16 protein-coding genes and 3 pseudogenes are annotated in these 19,803 nt (G+C 63.5%); 4 read left to right on the forward strand and 15 right to left on the reverse strand.

Annotation, left to right across the window (positions count from 1 at the left end):
- Nucleotides 1-30 precede the first annotated feature (30 nt).
- Both ABIG06_RS01980 and ABIG06_RS01985 read right to left on the reverse strand, forming a co-directional pair.
- Nucleotides 31-819 (reverse strand): annotated as a pseudogene (locus tag ABIG06_RS01980) (FAD-dependent oxidoreductase); the annotation flags it as partial.
- Nucleotides 794-1,496: pseudogene (locus tag ABIG06_RS01985) on the reverse strand (SDR family NAD(P)-dependent oxidoreductase); the annotation flags it as partial. The pseudogenes ABIG06_RS01985 and ABIG06_RS01980, both read right to left, overlap by 26 nt.
- Nucleotides 1,497-1,814: 318 nt before the next feature.
- On the opposite strand from ABIG06_RS01985, the pseudogene ABIG06_RS01990 reads away from it, so the two are divergent.
- Both ABIG06_RS01990 and ABIG06_RS01995 read left to right on the forward strand, forming a co-directional pair.
- Nucleotides 1,815-2,652 (forward strand): annotated as a pseudogene (locus tag ABIG06_RS01990) (xanthine dehydrogenase).
- Entirely contained in the window at nucleotides 2,649-2,939 is a 291-nt protein-coding gene (locus ABIG06_RS01995) for a (2Fe-2S)-binding protein (RefSeq protein WP_370133739.1), read from the forward strand. Before ABIG06_RS01990 ends, ABIG06_RS01995 begins: the two are co-directional and overlap by 4 nt.
- A gap of 208 nt (nucleotides 2,940-3,147) precedes the next feature.
- Here the strand turns inward: ABIG06_RS01995 and ABIG06_RS02000 are convergent, their stop codons facing one another.
- The 13 genes from ABIG06_RS02000 to ABIG06_RS02060 all read right to left on the reverse strand — a co-directional run bounded on the left by ABIG06_RS02000 (nucleotide 3,148) and on the right by ABIG06_RS02060 (nucleotide 16,563).
- Nucleotides 3,148-3,843: an ABC transporter ATP-binding protein gene (locus ABIG06_RS02000; RefSeq protein ID WP_124161889.1), complete on the reverse strand. Its 696-nt coding sequence runs from the start codon at nucleotides 3,841-3,843 to the stop codon at nucleotides 3,148-3,150.
- Nucleotides 3,843-4,592, reverse strand: a complete 750-nt coding sequence (locus tag ABIG06_RS02005) for an ABC transporter ATP-binding protein (RefSeq protein ID WP_124161890.1) — start codon at nucleotides 4,590-4,592, stop codon at nucleotides 3,843-3,845. The genes ABIG06_RS02000 and ABIG06_RS02005 overlap by 1 nt, the downstream gene beginning before the upstream one ends.
- Nucleotides 4,589-5,887: a branched-chain amino acid ABC transporter permease gene (locus tag ABIG06_RS02010; RefSeq protein ID WP_370133743.1), complete on the reverse strand. Its 1,299-nt coding sequence runs from the start codon at nucleotides 5,885-5,887 to the stop codon at nucleotides 4,589-4,591. The genes ABIG06_RS02005 and ABIG06_RS02010 overlap by 4 nt, the downstream gene beginning before the upstream one ends.
- Nucleotides 5,884-6,831 carry a branched-chain amino acid ABC transporter permease gene (locus ABIG06_RS02015; protein WP_370133745.1) on the reverse strand — a complete coding sequence of 316 codons (948 nt, stop codon included), beginning with the start codon at nucleotides 6,829-6,831 and terminating at the stop codon, nucleotides 5,884-5,886. The genes ABIG06_RS02010 and ABIG06_RS02015 overlap by 4 nt, the downstream gene beginning before the upstream one ends.
- 109 nt (nucleotides 6,832-6,940) lie before the next feature.
- Nucleotides 6,941-8,173 (reverse strand): branched-chain amino acid ABC transporter substrate-binding protein, encoded by a 1,233-nt coding sequence (locus ABIG06_RS02020; RefSeq protein ID WP_124161893.1) that lies wholly within the window; start codon nucleotides 8,171-8,173, stop codon nucleotides 6,941-6,943.
- 657 nt (nucleotides 8,174-8,830) lie between these two features.
- On the reverse strand, nucleotides 8,831-9,577 hold the full coding sequence (locus ABIG06_RS02025; RefSeq protein WP_124159827.1) for an SDR family NAD(P)-dependent oxidoreductase: 747 nt from the start codon (nucleotides 9,575-9,577) through the stop codon (nucleotides 8,831-8,833).
- A gap of 52 nt (nucleotides 9,578-9,629) precedes the next feature.
- A complete protein-coding gene (locus tag ABIG06_RS02030) occupies nucleotides 9,630-10,592 on the reverse strand; it encodes a carbohydrate kinase family protein (protein ID WP_370133750.1) in 963 nt (320 codons plus the stop codon).
- 35 nt (nucleotides 10,593-10,627) lie between these two features.
- A complete protein-coding gene (locus ABIG06_RS02035; protein WP_370140762.1) occupies nucleotides 10,628-11,320 on the reverse strand; it encodes a class II aldolase/adducin family protein in 693 nt (230 codons plus the stop codon).
- A 20-nt stretch (nucleotides 11,321-11,340) separates the two neighbouring features.
- Nucleotides 11,341-12,000: a hypothetical protein gene (locus ABIG06_RS02040; RefSeq protein ID WP_370133753.1), complete on the reverse strand. Its 660-nt coding sequence runs from the start codon at nucleotides 11,998-12,000 to the stop codon at nucleotides 11,341-11,343.
- A 126-nt stretch (nucleotides 12,001-12,126) separates the two neighbouring features.
- A complete protein-coding gene (locus tag ABIG06_RS02045) occupies nucleotides 12,127-12,696 on the reverse strand; it encodes a peroxidase-related enzyme (protein ID WP_370133756.1) in 570 nt (189 codons plus the stop codon).
- Between the two features lie 14 nt (nucleotides 12,697-12,710).
- Nucleotides 12,711-15,023, reverse strand: coding sequence for a molybdopterin-dependent oxidoreductase (locus ABIG06_RS02050; RefSeq protein WP_370133758.1), 2,313 nt, complete (start codon nucleotides 15,021-15,023; stop codon nucleotides 12,711-12,713).
- Nucleotides 15,020-15,778, reverse strand: coding sequence for a CoA-transferase (locus ABIG06_RS02055; protein ID WP_370133761.1), 759 nt, complete (start codon nucleotides 15,776-15,778; stop codon nucleotides 15,020-15,022). Before ABIG06_RS02055 ends, ABIG06_RS02050 begins: the two co-directional genes overlap by 4 nt.
- On the reverse strand, nucleotides 15,778-16,563 hold the full coding sequence (locus ABIG06_RS02060) for a CoA transferase subunit A (protein ID WP_370133764.1): 786 nt from the start codon (nucleotides 16,561-16,563) through the stop codon (nucleotides 15,778-15,780). Before ABIG06_RS02060 ends, ABIG06_RS02055 begins: the two co-directional genes overlap by 1 nt.
- A 270-nt stretch (nucleotides 16,564-16,833) precedes the next feature.
- On the opposite strand from ABIG06_RS02060, the gene ABIG06_RS02065 reads away from it, so the two are divergent.
- A complete protein-coding gene (locus ABIG06_RS02065) occupies nucleotides 16,834-17,988 on the forward strand; it encodes an ABC transporter ATP-binding protein (RefSeq protein WP_370133766.1) in 1,155 nt (384 codons plus the stop codon).
- A complete protein-coding gene (locus ABIG06_RS02070) occupies nucleotides 17,985-19,775 on the forward strand; it encodes an ABC transporter permease subunit (RefSeq protein ID WP_370133769.1) in 1,791 nt (596 codons plus the stop codon). Before ABIG06_RS02065 ends, ABIG06_RS02070 begins: the two co-directional genes overlap by 4 nt.
- Nucleotides 19,776-19,803 lie beyond the last annotated feature (28 nt).

Raw genomic sequence — 19,803 nt, forward strand, 5'->3', positions numbered from 1 at the left:
CTCCATCGCCAGTGTTGCGTTTCCTTGGGATCACCGCCACGCGCGCGCGAGGCGGAAGGCGTCGCCGAACAGCCCGCTCCATGACCGCGCCTTGATGAAGGACTTGAACGTCGTCTTTTCCTTCTCGACCTTCGGCGTGCCGTCGACGCGCAGGAAGTTCTGCATCGCCTTGGAAACAAGCTCCGGATAGGTCAGGAAGAAGTTCTGCGACTGAGTATGCATCAGCGCAGGCATGTCCTTGTACTTCTTCAAATCCTTGATGACGAAGGACTCGTCCAGCATCTTCTTGTAGAGCGACAGGTTCTCCGCCGTCATCGGATCCTTGCGCGACTTGACCTGGAAGATCGCTTCCGCCGCGATCCGGCCCGAGGTCATCGCGAGATTCGAGCCCTCGCGGTGGATGGCATTGTTCAGCTGAGCAGCATCACCGACCACCACCCAGCCTTCGCCGTAGAGCTGCGGGATGGCCTTGAAGCCGCCTTCGGGAATGAGATGTGCGGCATATTCCTTCACCTCGGACCCTTCGATCAGCGGGGCGACCGAGGGATGCCGCTTGAAACGGTCGAGCAGCCCGTACGGTGTCTCGCCGGTGCGCTGGAAATCGGCGACGAGACAACCTATGCCGAGCGAGATGCACTCCTTGTTGGCGTAGATGAAGCCCATGCCGGTCATGCCGCGAGAGATCGTACCGGCCGCCTCGATCACCATGCCTTCGTCGCCCCTGAGATTGAAGCGGGCCTCGATGGTCTCGCGCGGCAGGAAATGCATCTCCTTCACGGCGAGCGCGACCTTGTCGGGCCTGGGCCGCTCGCGCAGGCCCGTCGGTCCTGATCTCGCCTGGCGCGATCGCATTGACGCGAATTCCGAACGGCGCGTAGTCGTGCGCCATCTCGCGGGTCAGGCGCGAGCACGGCCTTCGACGTCGCGTAGGCGGTGCCGGCAAGAGGGTGTACGCCGGAGCCCACGATCGAGGTGACATTGACGATCGCGCCGGCGGCTCGCCTCAGCTCATCGACCAGGCTTTGCGCGAAAAGAACCGGCGCGAGCAGGTTGACGTGGAACACGCTCATCCAGGTTTCGACCGGCGTCGTCAGCGAGTTCATCCGCGTGCCGTCGGCAGTCTTGGGCGAAATGCCCGCATTGTTGATCAGTGCATGCAGCCGCCCGCCGTTGAGCCGCTCCTTGATCTCGGCGACGGCCCGGGGCAGCGCGCGATGGTCGCTCAATTCGACCTGCACATGATTGTCCGTCCCGGCGTCCCAGGGACATCGACCGGTGTCGAATTTCTGCCGCGAGCAGGTGATGATCCGCCGGCCGGCTTCGGAGAACAGCTTTCCCGTTGCATGACCGATTCCTCTGGACGCGCCGGTCAGGACGAGCGTTTTCAGCTCGCCACTTTGTGCACGCGACCTGTCGCCATGAAACGGGCACAGTGCGACGTCGGGTGCCGACGTGCCACCCGGTGCACTATCGCGATCCAGAAGATCGAGCGCCACCAAAACTCCTCACCGCGTCCGCGCCGGACGGCAGACAATGACGATAGAGGCAACTTTGCAGGAATTGGGCCACACCATGCCGCCCAATCGCTGCAGTTTTCGCGACCGAATGTCGGCTTCACGACAGGCTGCAAGGTTCACAACACACGCATGTTCGCTTTCGGACCAGACTTCGCCAGTGCGGTGCGTCTCTGCTTTCTGAATGCTGGCCAGCAGTTGAGAGGTGTTTTTCAATCATTCCAAATGGCCCGGCTCTTGGTCACCGTGTTCCAAGCCTGATTGCGCCTTGCTGCACTTGTTCCGCAAACGTTGCTTCAGATGCCCCAACCGAACGACCATCGACCCTTTGCCGTTATCCTCGGCACCAATGAGATCGCATCTGCGATCGGCCTGCAGCTCGTGCGCATTGGATATTGTGTCGTACTGTCCCACGACCCCGATCCTCCGGTGATCCGGCGCAAGATGGCCTTTCACGACGCGCTCTTCACCGATACCGCGCAGCTCGAAAACGTCGTCGCCGAGCGCGTCGACGACGGCGTGCAGTTGTACCAGGCGATCCGCCGGCCGGCGCAAATCCTGGTCACCTGGCTTGGCCTACTCGATCTGCTTCCGGTCCGCCACATTGACCTCCTGATCGATGCGCGACTGCAGGAGCGCCGGGTTACGCCCGATCTGAGGCGGCTCGCCCGGCTCGCTATCGGGCTGGGCCCCGGATTCTCGTCGAACTCCAATTGCGACATCGCGGTGGAGACCCGGCCTGGCAGGATCGGGCTCGTCGCCGACGCGCGCTGGACCGACCCCTGCCGATGGCATTGCAAGTTCACTGGGCGATGTGGGCGCAGAACGGTTCGTCCATTCGCCGTTCGCAGGGCGATGGCACACGCCGGTCGAGATCGGCACCCGCGTCTACAAGGGTCTCGTGCTCGGCCACCTTTCCGGCGTTCCCGTGCTCGCGCCGCGCGACGGAGTTCTGCGCGGGATCGCTCGCGACGGCAGTGAAGTTCCGTCCGGCGTCAAGCTGCTGGAGATCGATCCGCGCGGGCGGGGCGCCCAGTGGACCGGAACAGATCAGCGCGGGCGCGCCATTGCCAATGCAACAGCCGCCGCCGTCAAGCTCCACACCGCACCTCGCATCACGCAGCGGAATCCGGCATGATCGTCTGCTCCTGCAACAACATCAGCGATCACGACATCAGGGGTGCGGTCGGCTCGACCGACGACGAACTCTTTTCAGCCGCGCAGGTCTACGACTGCCTGGGCTGCACTGTCAGGTGCGGGCGATGTTCGCAATCCGTACGTCAGATCCTCGAGGAACGGCCGCCGGGCTGCGGACGTTACGCGGAAATGTCAGAGAGTTGCTCCCGACCACAGCGAGCCTCGCATCTGGAGTGCTATCTCAGCGACCTTCATCGCGCATTGAAGCGGCGAATGGCCAGGCCTTGATGGCAGCGTACACAGTGGAACTGGCGACCGGCTGGGCACGGTCAATCTATGCGACCCGTTCCTCGTTCACAGCGCGCAGCCTCGTCGAGGCAAGCAGCCGCGCCTCATAGCGCAGCTGCCCCTACTTCCGACCGGCGCTCTCGTCCTTGCGCAGGCGCCATCTCCGATCAAGATTGCCAATCGTGCATCGTGCGGGGCTGGCGTCAGATCACACCTCCAGCCACTCCTGGCGCACTGCAGCGTTCAACTTGAGCTCGTCCGGCGTACCTTCGAAGACGACGCGGCCGTGTCCCATGATGTAGAGGCGCTTCGAGATTCGCATTGCGATCGAAAGCTTCTGCTCGACCAGAAGGATTGCGACACCCGCTTCCGCGATCCGGGTAATGAGATCGCCGACCTGTTGCACGATCAGGGGCGCGAGTCCCTCGGTAGGCTCGTCGATCATGATAAGGTCGGGATCACCCATGAGCGTCCGGCAGGTGGTCAGCATCTGCTTCTCGCCGCCCGACAGGACCCCAGCCGGCGTGTCGGCGCGCGCAGCAAGATTCGGAAACATATCGAGCATATCCTGCAGCCGCCATTTCCCCGGCCTTCGCGTGTCCTTGACGCCAAGCAGCAGATTCTGCCGAACTGTCAGGCTTGGGAAAATATCGCGATGTTCGGGAACGTAGCCGAGACCAAGCCGCGCGATCTTGTAGCTTGGCAGGCCGGCAATGTTCTTGCCCTTGAAGCGGATCGTACCCTGCGGACTGACCTCGCCCATGATGGCCTTGACGGTAGTCGACCGGCCGACGCCGTTGCGACCGAGCAGGCTCACCACTTCGCCGGCAGCGACATCGAGGTCGACGCCCTGGAGAATGTGGCTCTTGCCGTAATAGGCATGGAGATTCCTGACCTCCAGCATCAGTGCGCCTCCTCACCGAGATAGGCTTCCTTGACCTTCGGATCGCGCCGGATCTCCTCAGGCGTGCCGGATGCGATGATATGACCGTAGACCAGCACCGAGATGCGGTCGGCGAGCCCGAATACGACGCTCATGTCGTGTTCGACGATAACCAGCGTGCGACCTTCGGTCAGGCGCCGGATCAGGGACACCGCACGCTCGGTTTCGGCATGGCTCATTCCGGCGGTCGGCTCATCGAGCATGACGACGGTCGCGCCGCCTGCGATCGTGACGCCGATCTCGAGCTCACGCTGCTCGGCATATGTCAAAAGGCCGGCCGGAACGTCGCGCCGGTGAGTGAGGTGAATGTCTTCCAGAATCCGAGCGGTCTGCTCGCGGACTTCGGGCAGGTGGTCCACGTTCTTCCAGAACGCATAGCGATGCCCTGTGGCCCACAACACGGCACAGCGAACGTTCTCCCATACCGTCATGCGGGCGAACACGTTCGTGACCTGGAACGAGCGCGACAAGCCGCGCCGGTTGATCTCGAACGGCCGCAGGCCGGAGATCACGTCGCCGTTGAGACGGACCTCGCCCGAGGTCGGCTTGATGTGCCCGCTGATCAAATTGAACGTCGTCGACTTTCCGGCACCGTTCGGCCCGATGATGGCATGCCGTTCGCCCTGCGCGATGCTGAGATTCAGGTCGCGGATGATGCTGACATTGCCGAAGCGCTTCTCCACGGCACGGACTTCGATAGCTGCCGTCATGCCAGATACCCCCGATCACGCGCGATCGTGGCTGCCCGATCCCATGCTTCGCCGATCCGCCGCCATGTCAATCGCGCGATGACGAAACCACCGGCCACGAGAACCGCTGCGGCAATCCACGTGGCTGGAGACCTGGGATTGAAGGCAATGCCGAACAGGTTGATCGCACTGGCCTCCCCGCCGGAATAACGCGCGATCGTCTCGATCATCAGAACGACGCCGCAACCGAGCGCCACGGTCGGCACGATCGCGACGAGATAGGATGGAATGACCGTCCATAACGTTCCGGCGCGAAGCAGCGGTCGATGCATCATCAGCAGCCCGGCAATGCCGCCGGGCGAGAACATCACGATGCCGATGAAGATGATGCCGAAGTAAAGCTGCCAGACGCTGGTGACGCTGGTCAGCCCGAGTTGCAGGTAGGTCACCAGGATTGCGCCGAGGATCGGCCCGAAAAAATATGCGGTGCCGCCGATGAAGGTCGCGAACAGCACGAGGCCCGACTGGATCGCACCGAGATAGGCCGAGTTCGCGATTTCGAAACTGATCGCGGCGAGCCCTCCGGCAATGCCGGCGAAGAACCCTGCGAAGCAATAGGCGAGATAACGGACCACGTGAGGATCGTAGCCGATGAACTGAACGCGCTCGGGATTGTCACGGACGGCATTGCTGATCCGCCCCAATGGGGTTCGGGTCAGTGCGTACATTGCGATCGCCGATACCACCAGCCAGAACGCAATCAGATAGTAGACCTGGATCTGCGGCCCGAAGGTCCAGCCGAACATCCGCGGCAGCGCTGTGCGGTCCGTCGTGATGCCCGCTTCGCCGCCGAAGACCGACCGGAGGATCAGAGACGAAGACGCCACCAGTTCGCCGATACCCAGCGAGATCATGGCGAACACGGTACCGGCGCGCTTGGTCATGAGCCAGCCGACGAGGATGGCGAACGCGAGGCCACCGAGGCCGCCGAACAACGGGATGAATGGAAGTGGGATCGGCCAACCGTGCGAGACGACCGCGTTCATCATATGGCAGGCCATGAAGCCGCCGAGGCCGTAGTGCACGGCATGGCCGAACGACAACAATCCGGTCTGTCCAAGCAGGATGTTGTAAGAGAGCGCGAACACGATCGCGATCCCTATCAGGCTGAAGGACGTGAGGGAGCCGCCGGAGGAGAACACCAGCGGCAGCACGACAAGGACGATCACGCCGACCAGCCAGACACCATAGAAGCGCATGTTCTCGCCGGCCGCGTTCGCTGCGGGACCCGATACCGATGTCGTTGCCGTAGTCATGATTCGCGCGTCCCCATCAGGCCCATGGGGCGAACGATCAGGATGATGACCAGCAGAAGATAGGGAATGATCGGCGCGACCTGTGCGATCGTGACGTTCCAGATGTCGGAAAGAGCGGAAGGTCCCCCCGCCGAATCGAGCGGACCGAAGACGCTGGCCAGCGAGCCATTCAACGCAACTGCAAAAGTCTGCACCAGGCCAATGACGAGCGAGGCGACAAAGGCGCCGGGCAAGGAGCCGAGGCCGCCAAAGACGATGACCACGAACAGGATAGGCCCGAGCGAGGCCGCCATGTCGGACTGCGTCACCAGTGCGGGTCCGGCTATGACGCCGGCAAGGCCTGCCAGCGCACTGCCCACACCGAATACCACCATGAACACGCGCCCCACGTTGTGGCCGAGGTGTCCGACCATATGAGGATGCGTCAGCGCCGCCTGCACGATCAGACCCACCCTGGTACGCTTCAGCACCAGCAAGAGCGCGACGAAGATAACGACCGATACCGCGAGCATGAAGATCTTGTAGGCGGGATAGTTGGTGGAGAAGATCGTAAAGGCGGGGAAGTCGAGCAGCGCCGGCACGCGATAGTCGACCGGGCTTCTGCCCCAAATCATCGATACGATCTCTTCGATCGCGAATGCGAGGCCAAAGGTCAGCAGTAATTCCGCGACATGACCGTGCTTGTGGGTGTTGCGCAGGCCATAGCGTTCTACCACCATGCCGATCGCACCGACCAGCAGCGGGGCGAGCACGAAAGCCGGCCAGAACCCGATCCATTTCGTCAATTGAAAACCGAAGAAGGCGCCAAGCATGTAGAAGCTGGCGTGAGCGAAGTTGAGTACGCCCATCATGCTGAAGATGACCGTCAGCCCACTCGACAGCAGAAACAGCAGCATGCCGAACAGCACGCCGTTGAGGCTCGATATGACAATGAGTTCAAGCACAGCGCACTCGTGAACCATCCGAGGCAGGGCCCCGGTTTCCATCCATGAAGCATTTCGGCCGCCACCTGCCCGCGACGGGATTGCCGCGGGCCGGCGGCGTGTATGGCCGTTACGGTCGCGTCATCTTGCAGGTCGTGGAGACCATGGCCTGCGGGGTATCGACCTTGGTGACCAGATGCCAGCCCCAACCGGTGTTCTCCTCGTCGAACGGCTCGTTCGCGGCAAGCTTGCCGAAGGAGGAGATGTAGATCGGCTGGAAGAACTGATGGTCATCCTTGCGCATGAAGCCGGTACCGCCATCAAGGACCTCGAGCTTCAGGTCCTCGAGCGCCGCCGCCACCTTCACGGGCTCAACCGAGTTGGCCTTCTCGGCCGCGGCCTTGAACATGCGCATCTCGTTGACCGCACGCGGATACCAGAGCGACATGTTGACCTTGGCACGGAAGGCCTTCTCGTAATCCATCGCAGGCTGGTGGCCTGAATTGGCAAAACCTTCCGTCAGCTGGAATACCTGATGGTCGAGACCCGTCTGCTTGATCGCGGTCGGCCCACCGGCGCCACCGGCATAGTAAGTGTACCAATTGACCTTCAGACCGGCATCAGCGGCGGCCTTGAGCAGCAGCGCGATGTCCTGACCCCAGTTGCCCGTAATGACGCTGTCGGCACCGGAAGCCTTGATCTTGGCGATGTAGGGCGAGAAGTCCGTGACTTTGAGCAGCGGATGCAACTCGTCGCCGACGATCTGGACGTCAGGCCGCTTCGCAGTCAACATTTTGCGCGCATCGCTGCGTACCGACTGGCCGAAGGAATAGTCCTGGTTGATCAGGTACACTTTCTTGATCGAAGCGACGTCCTTGATGTAGTTGGTGAGCGCCTCCATCTTGATGTCCGAGCTGGCATCCCAGCGGAAATGCCAGTAGCTGCACTTCTCGTTGGTCATGGCCGGATCGACGGCAGCATAGTTGAAGTAGAGCACTTCCTTGCCGGGATTGCGCGTATTGTATTTCGTGACGAAATCCTCGAGGGCCAGGCCGACGGATGAACCGTTGCCTTGTGTGATGTAGCGAACCCCAGCGTCGATCGCTTTCTGGGCCTGCACCAGCGTCTCTTGCGGATTGGTCTTGTTGTCGAACGGGACGATCTCGACTTTTCGGCCGAGAATGCCGCCCTTGGCGTTGATCTCCTCGGCCAGATACTGGAATGTCTTCAGACCACCCTCGCCCACGCTGGCTCCGCCTCCGGACAGCGGGTCGATGTAGCCGAGCTTGATCGTGTCCTCCGCCCGCGCCGCGGAGCCGATCATCGGAGCGATCACGGCCAGGGTCCAAATCAGTTTACGCATTATGTTTCCTCCTAATCCTCGACTTTAGTCGATGCATGCATGCGCGTATCGCGGCAAAGTTTGGGGGGACACTGAGCAGAATAAACTCTGGCTGACAAGCTCGGCCCGGCATAGCTCGGGGCGCAGATACGGCAAAATGTGAAGGCGCCAGGCGAATTTGGGTCAAGAGGTTCCCGCGCCCCGCCATCGCTGCCCACGGGACATATCAATCTAATCACCGGCCAGGGGGCGGCCGGCTTCGACGCGCCGAACGATGCGTGTCCCCGCTCCGAGCGCGCGAGCCCCCTACAGAGCGGCATAGATGCCACGCTGGTCGGCAAGGCGCGACGACCGGCTGTGCTGCGTCCGGTCGCGATTGTCGCTCCCGAACTTCCCGACACCTGCACCTGGTGCGGGATCAGGTAGATCATGACCAGGTCGTTCACGGGATCCGCCTGCCACCAGGTGCCGAATCTCGGGAATCCACCGCAAGATCGGGTCGGCCAGCGCGATCCTGCCCTACTCGACAAGCGTCAACGCCGTGACCGAGGTGATCTGCTTGGACATCGAGGCAGTGCGGCGGTCGCACCAGCGCCCGCACCCGCAGGAAGCCGCGTTGAATTCCCACTGGCGCGCGGCTTCAAGTCTGGAGCCAGGTCGCTGCCTGCTCCTACTCCTCTAACTGTAGAATATGCCGCCGTCTACATTGAGAGCCTGCCCCGTTACGAACGCGGAATCGTCCGATGCGAAGAACGCCACAGGACCGACGACGTCGTCCGGTTGCCCTAGCCGATGCAGGTCCGTGACCTTCTCGAAATAGGCAACTCGTTCGGGATCGCGGAGATTGTTCATCCCCATCTCGGTCACGATGATGCCTGGACACACGGCATTGACGGTGATGCCGTAACCTCCGAACTCCATGGACGAGACGCGCGTGAAGCCGACCACGGCCGATTTCGATGCAGCATAGTGGGACTGCCCCGGACCGCCCGTTCGGGCGGCGAGCGAAGCGATGTTGACGATCCGCCCGTACTTGCGTTCCTTCATATGCGCCACCACGGCCTGGGTCATCTGGAAGACACCGCGCGTGTTGACGGCGAAGGTCTGATCCCACGTGTCGGGCGTCAGCTCGTCGATCGTCGCCAACCTCAGTATCCCTGCGTTGTTGACGAGAACATCGATATGCCCAAGGCCACTCACCGCTCCGGCCACGGCCCGCCTGCAGTCGCCGATGTCGCTGACATCGCCCAGCACCGGGATGCAGCGGCCGCCCAGCTCCCTGACCTCGGCGACGGTCTCAAGGAGAACCTTCTCCTGGGCAGCGATGTCGGTCAGCGCGAGATCGTAGCCGCGCTTGGCGAGGCCAATGGCTATCGCGCGGCCAATTCCGCGGCTCGCTCCCGTCACGATCGCATGTCGGGCCATGTTGCGTTCTCCCCTGTTGTTCGGATGAATGGTTTTCACTGGAGTGAAGAGATTAGGCGCGAGCAGGCTTGCGGACCGGGAGGGTGTTCATGGCATTCACGGTGTCCTCGAACGATACGAGATTGGCGCCTGAACCCAGGCCCGTCGCGACGATCGCGGACGTCGCTGTCGCAAGCTTGGCGCAGTCGAGCAGATCCCAGTCGCGGACGAGACCCGCGATGAAGCCGCCGGTGTAGGAATCGCCGCATCCCGAGGTATCGCGAACCGCGACCTCGAAGGCCGGCACGGTGAACTGGCGTCCGTCGCGCGTCATCACGAACGAGCCGTCGGCGCCCATGGAGATAGCGCAGGCTCCCGCGCCCTTCTCGATGAAGAACCGCGCGCATGCGGCGGGATCGGCGGTCCCGACCATCGCATTGGTCTCGTCGATGCTCGGCATGAAGAAGTCGACATAGGGCATTAGCGGCTCGACCAGCGTCAGCGTTTCACTCCGGGCCTGGATCAGATCGAGCGTCGTCGTGCATCCGGCCGCCTTCGCGTCTCGCAGCAGCGCGACGGAAGGCGCGCCGTCCATCGCCAGCAGGGAGCCGACTCCCCCGAGATGCAGGACCTTGCTCCGGCAAGCCGCCTTCTGCACCTCGGGCGAGATGCGCCAGCGGGCCGAGGCGCCTCTTGCATGCATGACCGGACGTGAGCCGTCGGGCCGGATAGGCAGAATGGTTGCAGACGTCGGGCTGTCGGCCATCCGCTCCATGAGCGAGGCGTCGATGCCCTCGCGCTCCAGCGCGTTCAGCATCCAGTCCGCCTTCTCGTCGGAGCCGACTGCGCCAATCGCGAGCGCTTTCAGACCGAGACGCGCGCAGGGCACAACCGTGCCGCCGGCGGTGCCGGCGACCGCAAGCCGGATCTCGTCGATCAGCAGACGACCGCCACCTGGCGGAATCTCGGTCACTGGCACGCCCAGAATATCCAGAATGTAGGTGCCGCAAACGCTGACGTCGTGAGAGTAAGCCATGAATTTCTCGCAGAGATTTTTGGATTTGATCTGATCTAGCCGGACTGCGCGGGAGCCTTGGATGCGCCCTCGCGATCACGCAAGCCGTACTGCCCCCATCGCCTCAAAATGCTGTCGATTTCCTCGTCCGGCAGCAGCGGAGGAGAACCAAGCTGAAGACAGCCGTGATACTGCTTGGCGAGCACCTCGACCTCCACCGCGAGCCACATGGCCTTGCGCAGGTTGGAACCGACGGCGATCAGCCCGTGATGTGCGAGCAGGCAGGCACGGCGATAGCGAAGCGCGTTCAGGGCCGCCTGCGACAGCTCCGCCGTGCCGTATTGCGCATAGGGCGCGCAAGGAATGTCGTTGCCGCCGGCAGCGGCGATCATGTAGTGAATCGCAGGGATCGAGCGATTCATGATCGCGATGATCGTGCAGAAGATCGGATGAGCGTGAACGACGGCGCCAACCTCCTGCTTCGATCTCAGGATGTCGAGGTGAAAGCGCCATTCGGTCGAGGGAACGTTGCCGGCCGATGCGGTCCAAGAGCCGTCCCATTTCATGGCCACGATGTCTTCGGGCTTCATGCGGTCGTAGGGAAGTGCGGACGGCGTCAGCAGGATGCCGTCGTCGGTTCGAACGCTGATGTTTCCGGACGTTCCCTGGTTGATGCCCTGCGCCGCCATCTCGCGACAGGCATCGATAATGGCTTGACGAAGTTCGAGCTCCGTATCGCAGCCGCTCATGCCCTGTCTCCGATTCGCGTTCATGCACTTGCTCCGAGCTGGACTTGGCGGTCGACCAACAGCCACGTGGCTCGCGCGGTCGCCAGCACCTCCCGCTCCGCATCGAGCAAGGCGCTTTCGGCAAAGAGCTTGCGGCCTTCCCGCCCGGTCGGCCACGCCACCACCACGCATCGATCTCCGGGACGCGGCCGGCGATCGATCCGAGCGGCCATGCGTCCGAGCAGGGCCGTCTCGTCACCGTTCAATCCGAGATGACGGGCGCCCACGCTGCAATAGCCGGTCGGGCAATCGAGAGCGGCCCAGACGAATTCCGGCGCGACATAGCCATCCTCACCGGATAGGCTGCCATGAGGTACCCAGGAAGCCGCGAACACGACGGGCTTGCCCGGGACTGCCCCCGCCTGCAGCGGACCTGCGAAGATCCGAAGGCCGTCGCCATGGCCACGTGCGGGACCGCAGACGAAGCATCCCGGAAGGTTGTGAGTCTGTTCGTCGTAGGGCGTTCTGCCGACCGCTTCTTCGGCCGCCGCATAGCTCACCCGGGGAATGCCCGACACATCAATGCCTGCTGCACGCGCCGTCGCGAGCAGCCCGCCGTTTTCGCGCAACTCGATCGCGCCGTCGGCCTTCGTCAGCACGTCGAGCGGCTGCTCCAGTGGCGGCGGGGCGCGCAACGTCACTTCGGCGTCTCCGCCAACGTGTCTTGCGAGACATCCGCAAACGTAGCCTCCGTTGCCGGAGTTGGGCGGGCCCCGGAAGCGTCTGTCGATGACCAGAGATACCATTGCAGTTCTCGTCCGCGGCGCTCAGCGTCCCATCGCGAAGAACTCGTCGTTCGGACGCATGCTGGTGACGTTGGCGAGGCGGTTCGACATGCCGAAGAATGCAGCGATGGCGGCAATGTCCCAGACGTCCTCCTCGGTGAATCCGTGTCCCTTGAGATCGACGATGTCGGAGTCGTCCACCTCATAGGCGCGCGCCGAGACCTTCATCGCGAAATCAAGCATCGCCCTCTGCCGTGCCGTGATATCGGCCTTACGGTAGTTGACGGCGATCTGGTCTGCGATCAGCGGATTCTTCGCGCGCACGCGCAGGATGGCGCCGTGTGCGACGACGCAATACTGGCATTGATTGGCGCTGCTGGTCGCGACAACGATCATCTCGCGCTCGGCCTTGGTGATCGGTCCGGGCTTGTCCATCAGAGCGTCGTGATAGGCGAAGAACGCCCGGAACTCGTCAGGACGATGCGCGAGTGTCAGGAAGACGTTGGGGACGAAGCCGGACTTCTCCTGAACCGCCTCGATCCGCGAGCGGATATCCGTAGGGAGCGTTGCGATGTCGGGGACGGGAAAGCGGCTGATGGCGGGCGCAGACATGTTCCAAGCTCCTGTTAGACTGCCGCGAGCGCGACGAGCGTTTCCTGATAGGCCTCGAACGCATCGCGCCGATCGGCGGCGTACGGCTCGACTCGCACGAGGCTGGTATGGGCCGAACAGCCCTGGCCGAATTGGGACGTGCCGATATCGAGCGTGAGCACGTTCGGATTGCCGGCGATTTCCAGGCCGCTATTACCTGTCGGCGTGAACCAGGCACCGGTCGGAAGCACCAGTACGCCCTGACGGACCCTGTCGGTGATCTCTGCCGTCGCAAGGCACTCCCCGCGATCGTTCCAGATGCGGATCGTTCGGCCGTCAGCGATGCCGAGAGCCGCCGCGTCGTCAGGATGAAGGCGAGCCTGTTCGCGGCCATTGCGCTTCATCGCCCGGCTCGATGCGCCGGTTTCGAGCTGACTGTGAAGACGGCCGGCCGGCTGGTGCGAGATGAGGTGCATCTGGCCGGCGTCGGCGGCGTTGCCGAGCCATTCGGCCGGCTCGATCCACGCGGGATGCGGTCGGCAGTCGGCATAGTCCAGCCTGGCCAGAGTCTCGCTGCCAAGCACGATCTTTCCGCTTTCGGTCCTGAGCGCATGCGCCTCCGGCTCGTTGCGGAAGTCGGCCAGGAAGGTATGCTCTGCCTTGACCGGGCAGCGGGCATAGCCGGCTTCCCAGAACGCATCGAAATCCGGCATCGCGAAGCCGAAGCGCTGCGAGGCGTCGCTGCGGCAGGCTTCGTAGAGATGGCGGACCCAACCCATCTCGTCCCGGCCCTCGTTGAACCGATCGGCCACCCCAAGCTTGCCTGCGATCGCGTCGAAGATCGCGAAGTCGGAGCGGGATTCGCCCAGCGGCTCGATGGCCTTCTTCATCGCCAGGATGAAGTCGGAGCGCCTGTTGCCGGCGAGATCGTTGCGCTCGATCGACGTCGTGGCCGGCAACACGATGTCGGCGCGCTGGGCCGTCGCGGTGAACATCGGATCCTGCACGATGATCGTCTCGGGCCTCGTCCAGGCTTCCGACAGGCGATTGAGGTCCTGATGATGGTGGTAGGGATTGCCGCCCGCCCAATACACCAGCCTCGTATCCGGATAGGTGCGGATCTCGCCTTCGTAACTGAACGGCCTGCCGGGATTGAGCAGCATGTCGCTGATCCGCGCCACCGGAATGAAGCTGTCGATGGGCCTCATCAGCTGTGAAATGGCAGGAGACTTGCCGAGGTTGATCGGAGCCCCGACGCCGCCAAGGGACGCGTAGCCGTAGCCGACGCCGCCGCCCGGCAATCCGATCTGGCCGACCACCGATGCAAGTCCGAGCGCCGCCCAGAACGGCTGTTCGCCATGATGGGCACGCTGCAGGCTCCAGCTCACGGTCAGCATGCTGCGCGTGTCGACCAGTCGGCTTGCAAGCGCCACGATCTTGTCCGCATCGAGGCCGCAGATGTTCGCGGCCCACACAGCGTCCTTGCGTCGGCCATCCGCCTGGCCTTCGAGATAGCTGAGAAGGCGATCCGCACCGCTGGTGCAGCGCTTAAGGAAATCCGTGTCGTGCCGGCCCGCCTTCACGATCTCGCCGGCAAGGCCGAGCATCAGTGCCGTGTCTGTGTTCGGCCGGATCGGCCACCATTCGGCGTTGACCAAGTCGGGCAAATCGTCCTTCAGCGGCGAGACGTGGATGATCTTGACGCTGCGTTCGACGATCTGCTTGAGATAGGTCTCGAGCCGATGGCTGCCGATGCCTCCGGCCTCGTTTTGCGCGGTTCGCGGCGACAGAGCGCCGAACACCACCAGCGTCTCGGTGTGCTGCGCGATGGTGTCGAGCGTATTGGCGCGGCCACCGCATGCATCGTCGTTGCCGAGCGTGTGCCGCAAGATCACGGGACCTGCCGCGATGGAATAGGTGTCGACGTGCCTGGTGAAGCCGCCAACCAGGTTGAGCATGCGCTTCAGAAGCGATGAGGCATGGTGCAGGCGGCCCGAGTTGGTCCAGCCATAGGAGCCCGCGAAGATCGACGCGTTGCCGAACGTGCCCGCCACACGGCGCACTTCGTCCGCAACCAGCGTCGTCGCCTCGTCCCAGCTGACCGGCACGAATTTCTCGCGGCCACGTCCGCGGCGATCGCTCCTCTCGCGCTTGTCGAGCCAGCCCGAGCGAACCATCGGCCGCAGCACGCGCCGCTCGGGATTGGCCCATTCGGCAATGGAATGGATGATCGGGGAAGGCGCCCGATCGTGCTCGAACGGCTCGACGCCGACGATGCGATCGTCCTCGACGAGGATGGTGTAGGCACCCCAATGGCTGCAATGCGGGACCCGCTTGATCCTGCTCATGCGTCGACCGCCACAAGATCGCGCCGCATCTGCGCGGCAAACTCGGGATAGGTCTCGGCGAGCTCGTCGAACACGCGGCCGCGAAGCAGATCGAGCGTCGCTCGACCCGGCAGCGGGGTCTGCCGCGGCGCGGCGTCATGGACGAACCGAAAGCCGGTCGCCTGCTTGATCTCCGCAAGATCGTGCCCGGGATGAACGCTCTCCAACTCGAACCCCGGCCGCGTCTTGTCGAATCGAAAGAGTCCCTTGCCGGTCAAGAGAGCAACGGGGCCGCCGCTCCGGAAGACTCCCTCAGGACTGACGCCCGGGGCACTGATGAAGTCCACCTTCTCGACGAAGACGCGCGGCGTATGCTCTTCGCGGAAGAGGATGACCCGCGGCACGACAAAGTAGAGATAGGCCGACCCGAACGAGCCGGGCCAGCGCACACTCGAACGCGGATAGTCGCCGGCGCCGACGAGGTTCACGTTGCCGAAGCCGTCGATCTGGCCGCCGCCGAGGAAGAACGCATCGATTCGGCCCTGACCCGCGCAATCGAACAGCTCGGCCGACCCGTTGGTGAAGAAATTATGCTCGACAGAGCCGAGAATGGAGATGCGAGGACTGACGGCGCCGCCCGCTTCCTTCATTGCACGCAGCAGCATCGCGCCGGCCGCAGGAATGGGAGATGACGCTCCGACCGCGACATGCCTGACACCGTCGAGCAGCCGCGCGATCGTGCAGATCAGCACTTCGCGAGGGAGAACTTCGGCCATCACGCGGGCTCCATCTGCGCCTGCGCCATATAGGCAGAGAAGCCGTCGGTCGTTCGCGCCGCCTTCGCATAGCGTGCGATCTCCGCGCTGTCGGCCGGATACTCGCCCCACAGACCGTAGGGCCATGCGCCCTTCGGTGCGCGCGCGACTGCCGTGACGTAGAGTGCCGGCAGCACGCCGGCAGCGCTCATCTCGTCGGCGAGCAGACTTTCCTCGACGATGCGCTCCACCGTGACCAGAACGGTGCGCGAAGCGTAGGCCATGGCGGCAAGCTCGCGGCGCCGTCCGATCCAGACATTGCCGAAGCGATCAGCTATGGGCACGTGGAAGATCGTGACGTCGGGCTTGATGGCTGGGATCAGGACGATCGGATCGCCCCCGTCAGCCAGCGGATTGTCAATCACGCGCCAATCGTCGCGATGGCGGAGCAGATCCGTTCCGATCAGCCCCCGGAGCGGCATGAAAGGACTGCCCTTCTGCGCCGCCATCAGGCCCGCATGGATGGCGGGGCACGTCGCGTCCTTCAGTCGAACCGCGCCATCCTTAACGGCCGCATTGAACCGGGGCGCTCCACCCGCTTCGCCGAGCGAGACGGCGCTGGTCTCCACCGTCCGGACCAGACCTGCTCCGACAAGCTGGTCGACCTGCAATCCGCCGGTCGGCACGCAGACGAGGTCGAGATCGCCCGCGCCATGCTCGATGATCGGCCGCGTCATGGCCATGGAGACGCCGGCGTAATCGACCGGCAGCGCCACGCGCATGCCCGGCTCGATATGCTTCGCCATTGCGCGAGGCTCGCTCAACACCATCATCCTCCCCAACGTTGTTCTATATTGTAGAACAGTATTCCAAATAAATGTTAGACGGATCTGAACGCGACTGTCAATCTGGGTTTACCGGGGAGGCCTTTGTTTGCAGGGCATCTCGCCTGCACAGGCGATCGCGGCGGCGCGCCTCTGCGCCGCGACTGAACGGCGCGACTTGACAAGCGCGCGCGGCGCGCCAACAATAATTGGAATATCGTTCTACAATATAGAACAGACGGGGAGGAGAAAATGGGTGAGCCCGCGGCTCTGCGCACGACGCGCTCCGGCGAAGTAGGCGCTCGGACGGCGCCGAGCGGCCGCCCCCTGGAGCGCGGCACCATCGGATCGAGCATCGCAGTCCGCGACGCGGTGAAGCGATACGGCAGCTTTCATGCGGTCGACCGGATCAGCATCGACATCGAACCGGGCGAATTCATCACGCTTCTCGGCCCTTCCGGCAGCGGCAAGACGACGCTGCTCAACCTCGTGGCCGGATTCCAGAGCCTCGACAGCGGCGAAATTCTCGTTGACGGAAAGCCCGTCCACAATGTGCCCACGCACAAGCGCGGCTTCGGCATGGTCTTCCAGAGTTACGCGCTGTTTCCGAACATGACGGTGAGCCAGAATGTCGCGTTTCCGCTCCGCATGGCGGGCGTCGATCGGGCAACCACGGATCGACGCGTCGCCGAGACGCTGGAAATCATGCGCCTGACGGAGCACGCGACGAAGTCCCCCTCGCAGATGTCGGGCGGACAGCAACAGCGCGTCGCAATCGCGCGCGCCATCGTCAGGAGGCCGAGGGTCGTGCTGATGGACGAACCGCTCAGCGCCCTCGACAAGCGGCTGCGCGAGTCGATCCAGATCGAGATTCGCGACCTGCACCGGACCATCGGCAGCACGATCCTGTTCGTCACCCATGACCAGGGCGAAGCCCTGACCATGAGCGACCGCATTGCGGTGCTCAACGCCGGCAAGATCGTCCAGATCGGCCGTCCGCTGGACATCTATCGACATCCGACCGATCGCTTCGTCGCCTCGTTCGTCGGCGAGAGCAATCTGATCGAGGCGGAGATTCTGCAGAAGCGCGGATCGACGCTGACGATGAAGAACCGCGCGGGATACGTGTTCAACGCCGAAAGCCGGGACACGATCGACGTCGGGCGCGCAACCGTGCTGGTGCGCCCGGAACGCATCGCCGTGTCGAACGAGCCAACCGCAAACTCCACGCGCGTCAGCGTCACGTCTGCGATCTTCCTCGGCGAGATCCTGCGGATCGAGGCGAACATGGAGGGCGGAGAGCCGCTCCTGATCAGGTGTACCGACATGGCCGTTCGGCCCCTGCCCTCCGTCGGGGATCGCCTGCACGTGAGTTGGGGCGCCGCGGACTGCTGGGTGCTTGCATGACCTCGGCATCGATCGGCGTCCAGGCGGACCGTCCTGCGGAGCTTGATCTCGTCAGGAGGTTGAAAGATCCGGCGCTGCTGCTCCTGCCGGCGCTTGCCTTCCTGGCCTTCATCTATCTCCTCCCGCTGATCGATCTCATTCGCATCAGTGTCAGCGGACCATCGTGGTCGTCGTATTTCGCTCGGGTGTTCGCGATCCCGCTCTATTGGGATTCGCTGGTCCGCACGATGCAGATCTCGGTGACCGTCGCGGGTCTGTGCCTGCTGTTCGGATATCCGACCGCGCTGCTGATTCACCGCAGTCGCGGCATTGCCCAGGTCCTGATCGCGACCGCGATCGTGTTGCCCTATTTCATCGCCATCCTGATCCGGACTTACGCGTGGATGGTCCTGCTCGGCCGCAACGGGCCCGTCAACAAGCTGCTGGTTTCGGTCGGCATATTGAGCGAGCCGGTGCAGCTTCTCTTCAATCGCGGCACGGTGCTTCTCGGCATGACCGCGGTGCTTCTGCCGCTGATGGTGCTGACGATCTATTCCAGCGTGGCGCGCCTCGATCAAAGCCTGACCCGCGCAGCGCTGGCCAGCGGCGCCGGGCCCATTGCGGCTTTCTGGCGCGTGTTGCTGCCGCTGACCCTGCCCGGGATGGGCGCCGGCTTCCTGCTGGTCTTCGTCGCTGCCATCGGCTTCTTCATTACGCCGACCCTGCTCGGGGGGCCCGGCGACCAGATGTTTGCCATGCATATCACCCAGCAGGCGGACTCGGTCACGTCGGAAGGATTCCTGCAGGCCTTGGGCGTGGTGCTGCTGACGATCACGTTGGCTGTGGTCGCGGTGGCCGGACGCTTCCTCGGCTTTGAGTTCATCTGGGGCGGCCGCAAGCTGACCGAGGCCGCACCGACGACGACTGATCGCCACGCCGCCGATGCCGGGCGCCGCAGTTTCGGCGCCTCAGCTGCCGACCTGATCGGCTGGCCGCTTCTGAGACTGTTCGGACGGCTGCCGGCGAGCTTCGGGACCTGGACGGTTCGCCTCATGGGCGGACTGGTCATTACCATTCTCATCCTGCCGATCATCGTGGTGATGATCATTTCCTTCAGTAGCGCAAGCTATCTGACCTTCCCGCCGCCGGGCTTCTCATTTCGCTGGTATGAGCAGTTCTTTTCCGATTCGAACTGGATGCGGGCGTTCTGGACGTCCCTGGTCGTCGCGGCGATGTCGGCCGGAATCGCGATCGTGCTGGGCGCGTCGGCCGCCCTCGGCATCGTCAGGAGCAGCATTCGCGGCAAATCCACCATCATGCTGCTGCTCGTAAGTCCGATCATCGTCCCTCCGGTCGTGCTCGGCCTGTCGCTCTACAGCCTGTTCCTGCGTTTCGATATGGTCGGCTCGGTCTTCGGCCTCGCCGCGGCGCATGCGATCGGCGGCCTTCCGCTCGTCGTGGTGATCCTGTCCGCCTCGCTTCAAGGCGTCGATACCAGGCTCGAACAAGCTGCTGCCGTCCATGGCGCATCGTCCCTGACGGTGTTCCGCCTGGTGACGCTGCCGGCCATCATGCCGGGCCTCGCCGCCGCGACATTCTTCGCCTTCCTGCACTCGTTCGACGAGCTGGTGCTGACGCTGTTCCTGTCGAGCGCCGAGTTGAAGACGCTTCCGCTGATGTTGTGGGGCGACGTCAACTATCGGCTCAATCCGGTGCTGGCCGTGGTTTCGACGCTGGAGGTGCTGCTGGTGGTCGCAGGGCTCGTCCTTGCACGACCCGTTCTCGCGACGTCGCGCAAGGCGACGTGACGCGGATCGATTTCAACTGGAGGAAAGA

Source organism: Bradyrhizobium sp. USDA 326, assembly GCF_049739485.1.
Classification (GTDB): Bacteria; Pseudomonadota; Alphaproteobacteria; order Rhizobiales; family Xanthobacteraceae; genus Bradyrhizobium.

What these genes read in the sequence shown, in the direction of transcription:
- ABIG06_RS01995 (WP_370133739.1), top strand. Translation starts at nt 2,649, where the DNA reads ATGATCGTCTGCTCCTGCAACAACATCAGCGATCACGACATCAGGGGT.
- ABIG06_RS02000 (WP_124161889.1), bottom strand. Translation starts at nt 3,843, where the DNA reads ATGCTGGAGGTCAGGAATCTCCATGCCTATTACGGCAAGAGCCACATT.
- ABIG06_RS02005 (WP_124161890.1), bottom strand. Translation starts at nt 4,592, where the DNA reads ATGACGGCAGCTATCGAAGTCCGTGCCGTGGAGAAGCGCTTCGGCAAT.
- ABIG06_RS02010 (WP_370133743.1), bottom strand. Translation starts at nt 5,887, where the DNA reads ATGACTACGGCAACGACATCGGTATCGGGTCCCGCAGCGAACGCGGCC.
- ABIG06_RS02020 (WP_124161893.1), bottom strand. Translation starts at nt 8,173, where the DNA reads ATGCGTAAACTGATTTGGACCCTGGCCGTGATCGCTCCGATGATCGGC.
- ABIG06_RS02025 (WP_124159827.1), bottom strand. Translation starts at nt 9,577, where the DNA reads ATGGCCCGACATGCGATCGTGACGGGAGCGAGCCGCGGAATTGGCCGC.
- ABIG06_RS02030 (WP_370133750.1), bottom strand. Translation starts at nt 10,592, where the DNA reads ATGGCTTACTCTCACGACGTCAGCGTTTGCGGCACCTACATTCTGGAT.
- ABIG06_RS02035 (WP_370140762.1), bottom strand. Translation starts at nt 11,320, where the DNA reads ATGAGCGGCTGCGATACGGAGCTCGAACTTCGTCAAGCCATTATCGAT.
- ABIG06_RS02045 (WP_370133756.1), bottom strand. Translation starts at nt 12,696, where the DNA reads ATGTCTGCGCCCGCCATCAGCCGCTTTCCCGTCCCCGACATCGCAACG.
- ABIG06_RS02050 (WP_370133758.1), bottom strand. Translation starts at nt 15,023, where the DNA reads ATGAGCAGGATCAAGCGGGTCCCGCATTGCAGCCATTGGGGTGCCTAC.
- ABIG06_RS02055 (WP_370133761.1), bottom strand. Translation starts at nt 15,778, where the DNA reads ATGGCCGAAGTTCTCCCTCGCGAAGTGCTGATCTGCACGATCGCGCGG.
- ABIG06_RS02060 (WP_370133764.1), bottom strand. Translation starts at nt 16,563, where the DNA reads ATGGCGAAGCATATCGAGCCGGGCATGCGCGTGGCGCTGCCGGTCGAT.
- ABIG06_RS02065 (WP_370133766.1), top strand. Translation starts at nt 16,834, where the DNA reads ATGGGTGAGCCCGCGGCTCTGCGCACGACGCGCTCCGGCGAAGTAGGC.
- ABIG06_RS02070 (WP_370133769.1), top strand. Translation starts at nt 17,985, where the DNA reads ATGACCTCGGCATCGATCGGCGTCCAGGCGGACCGTCCTGCGGAGCTT.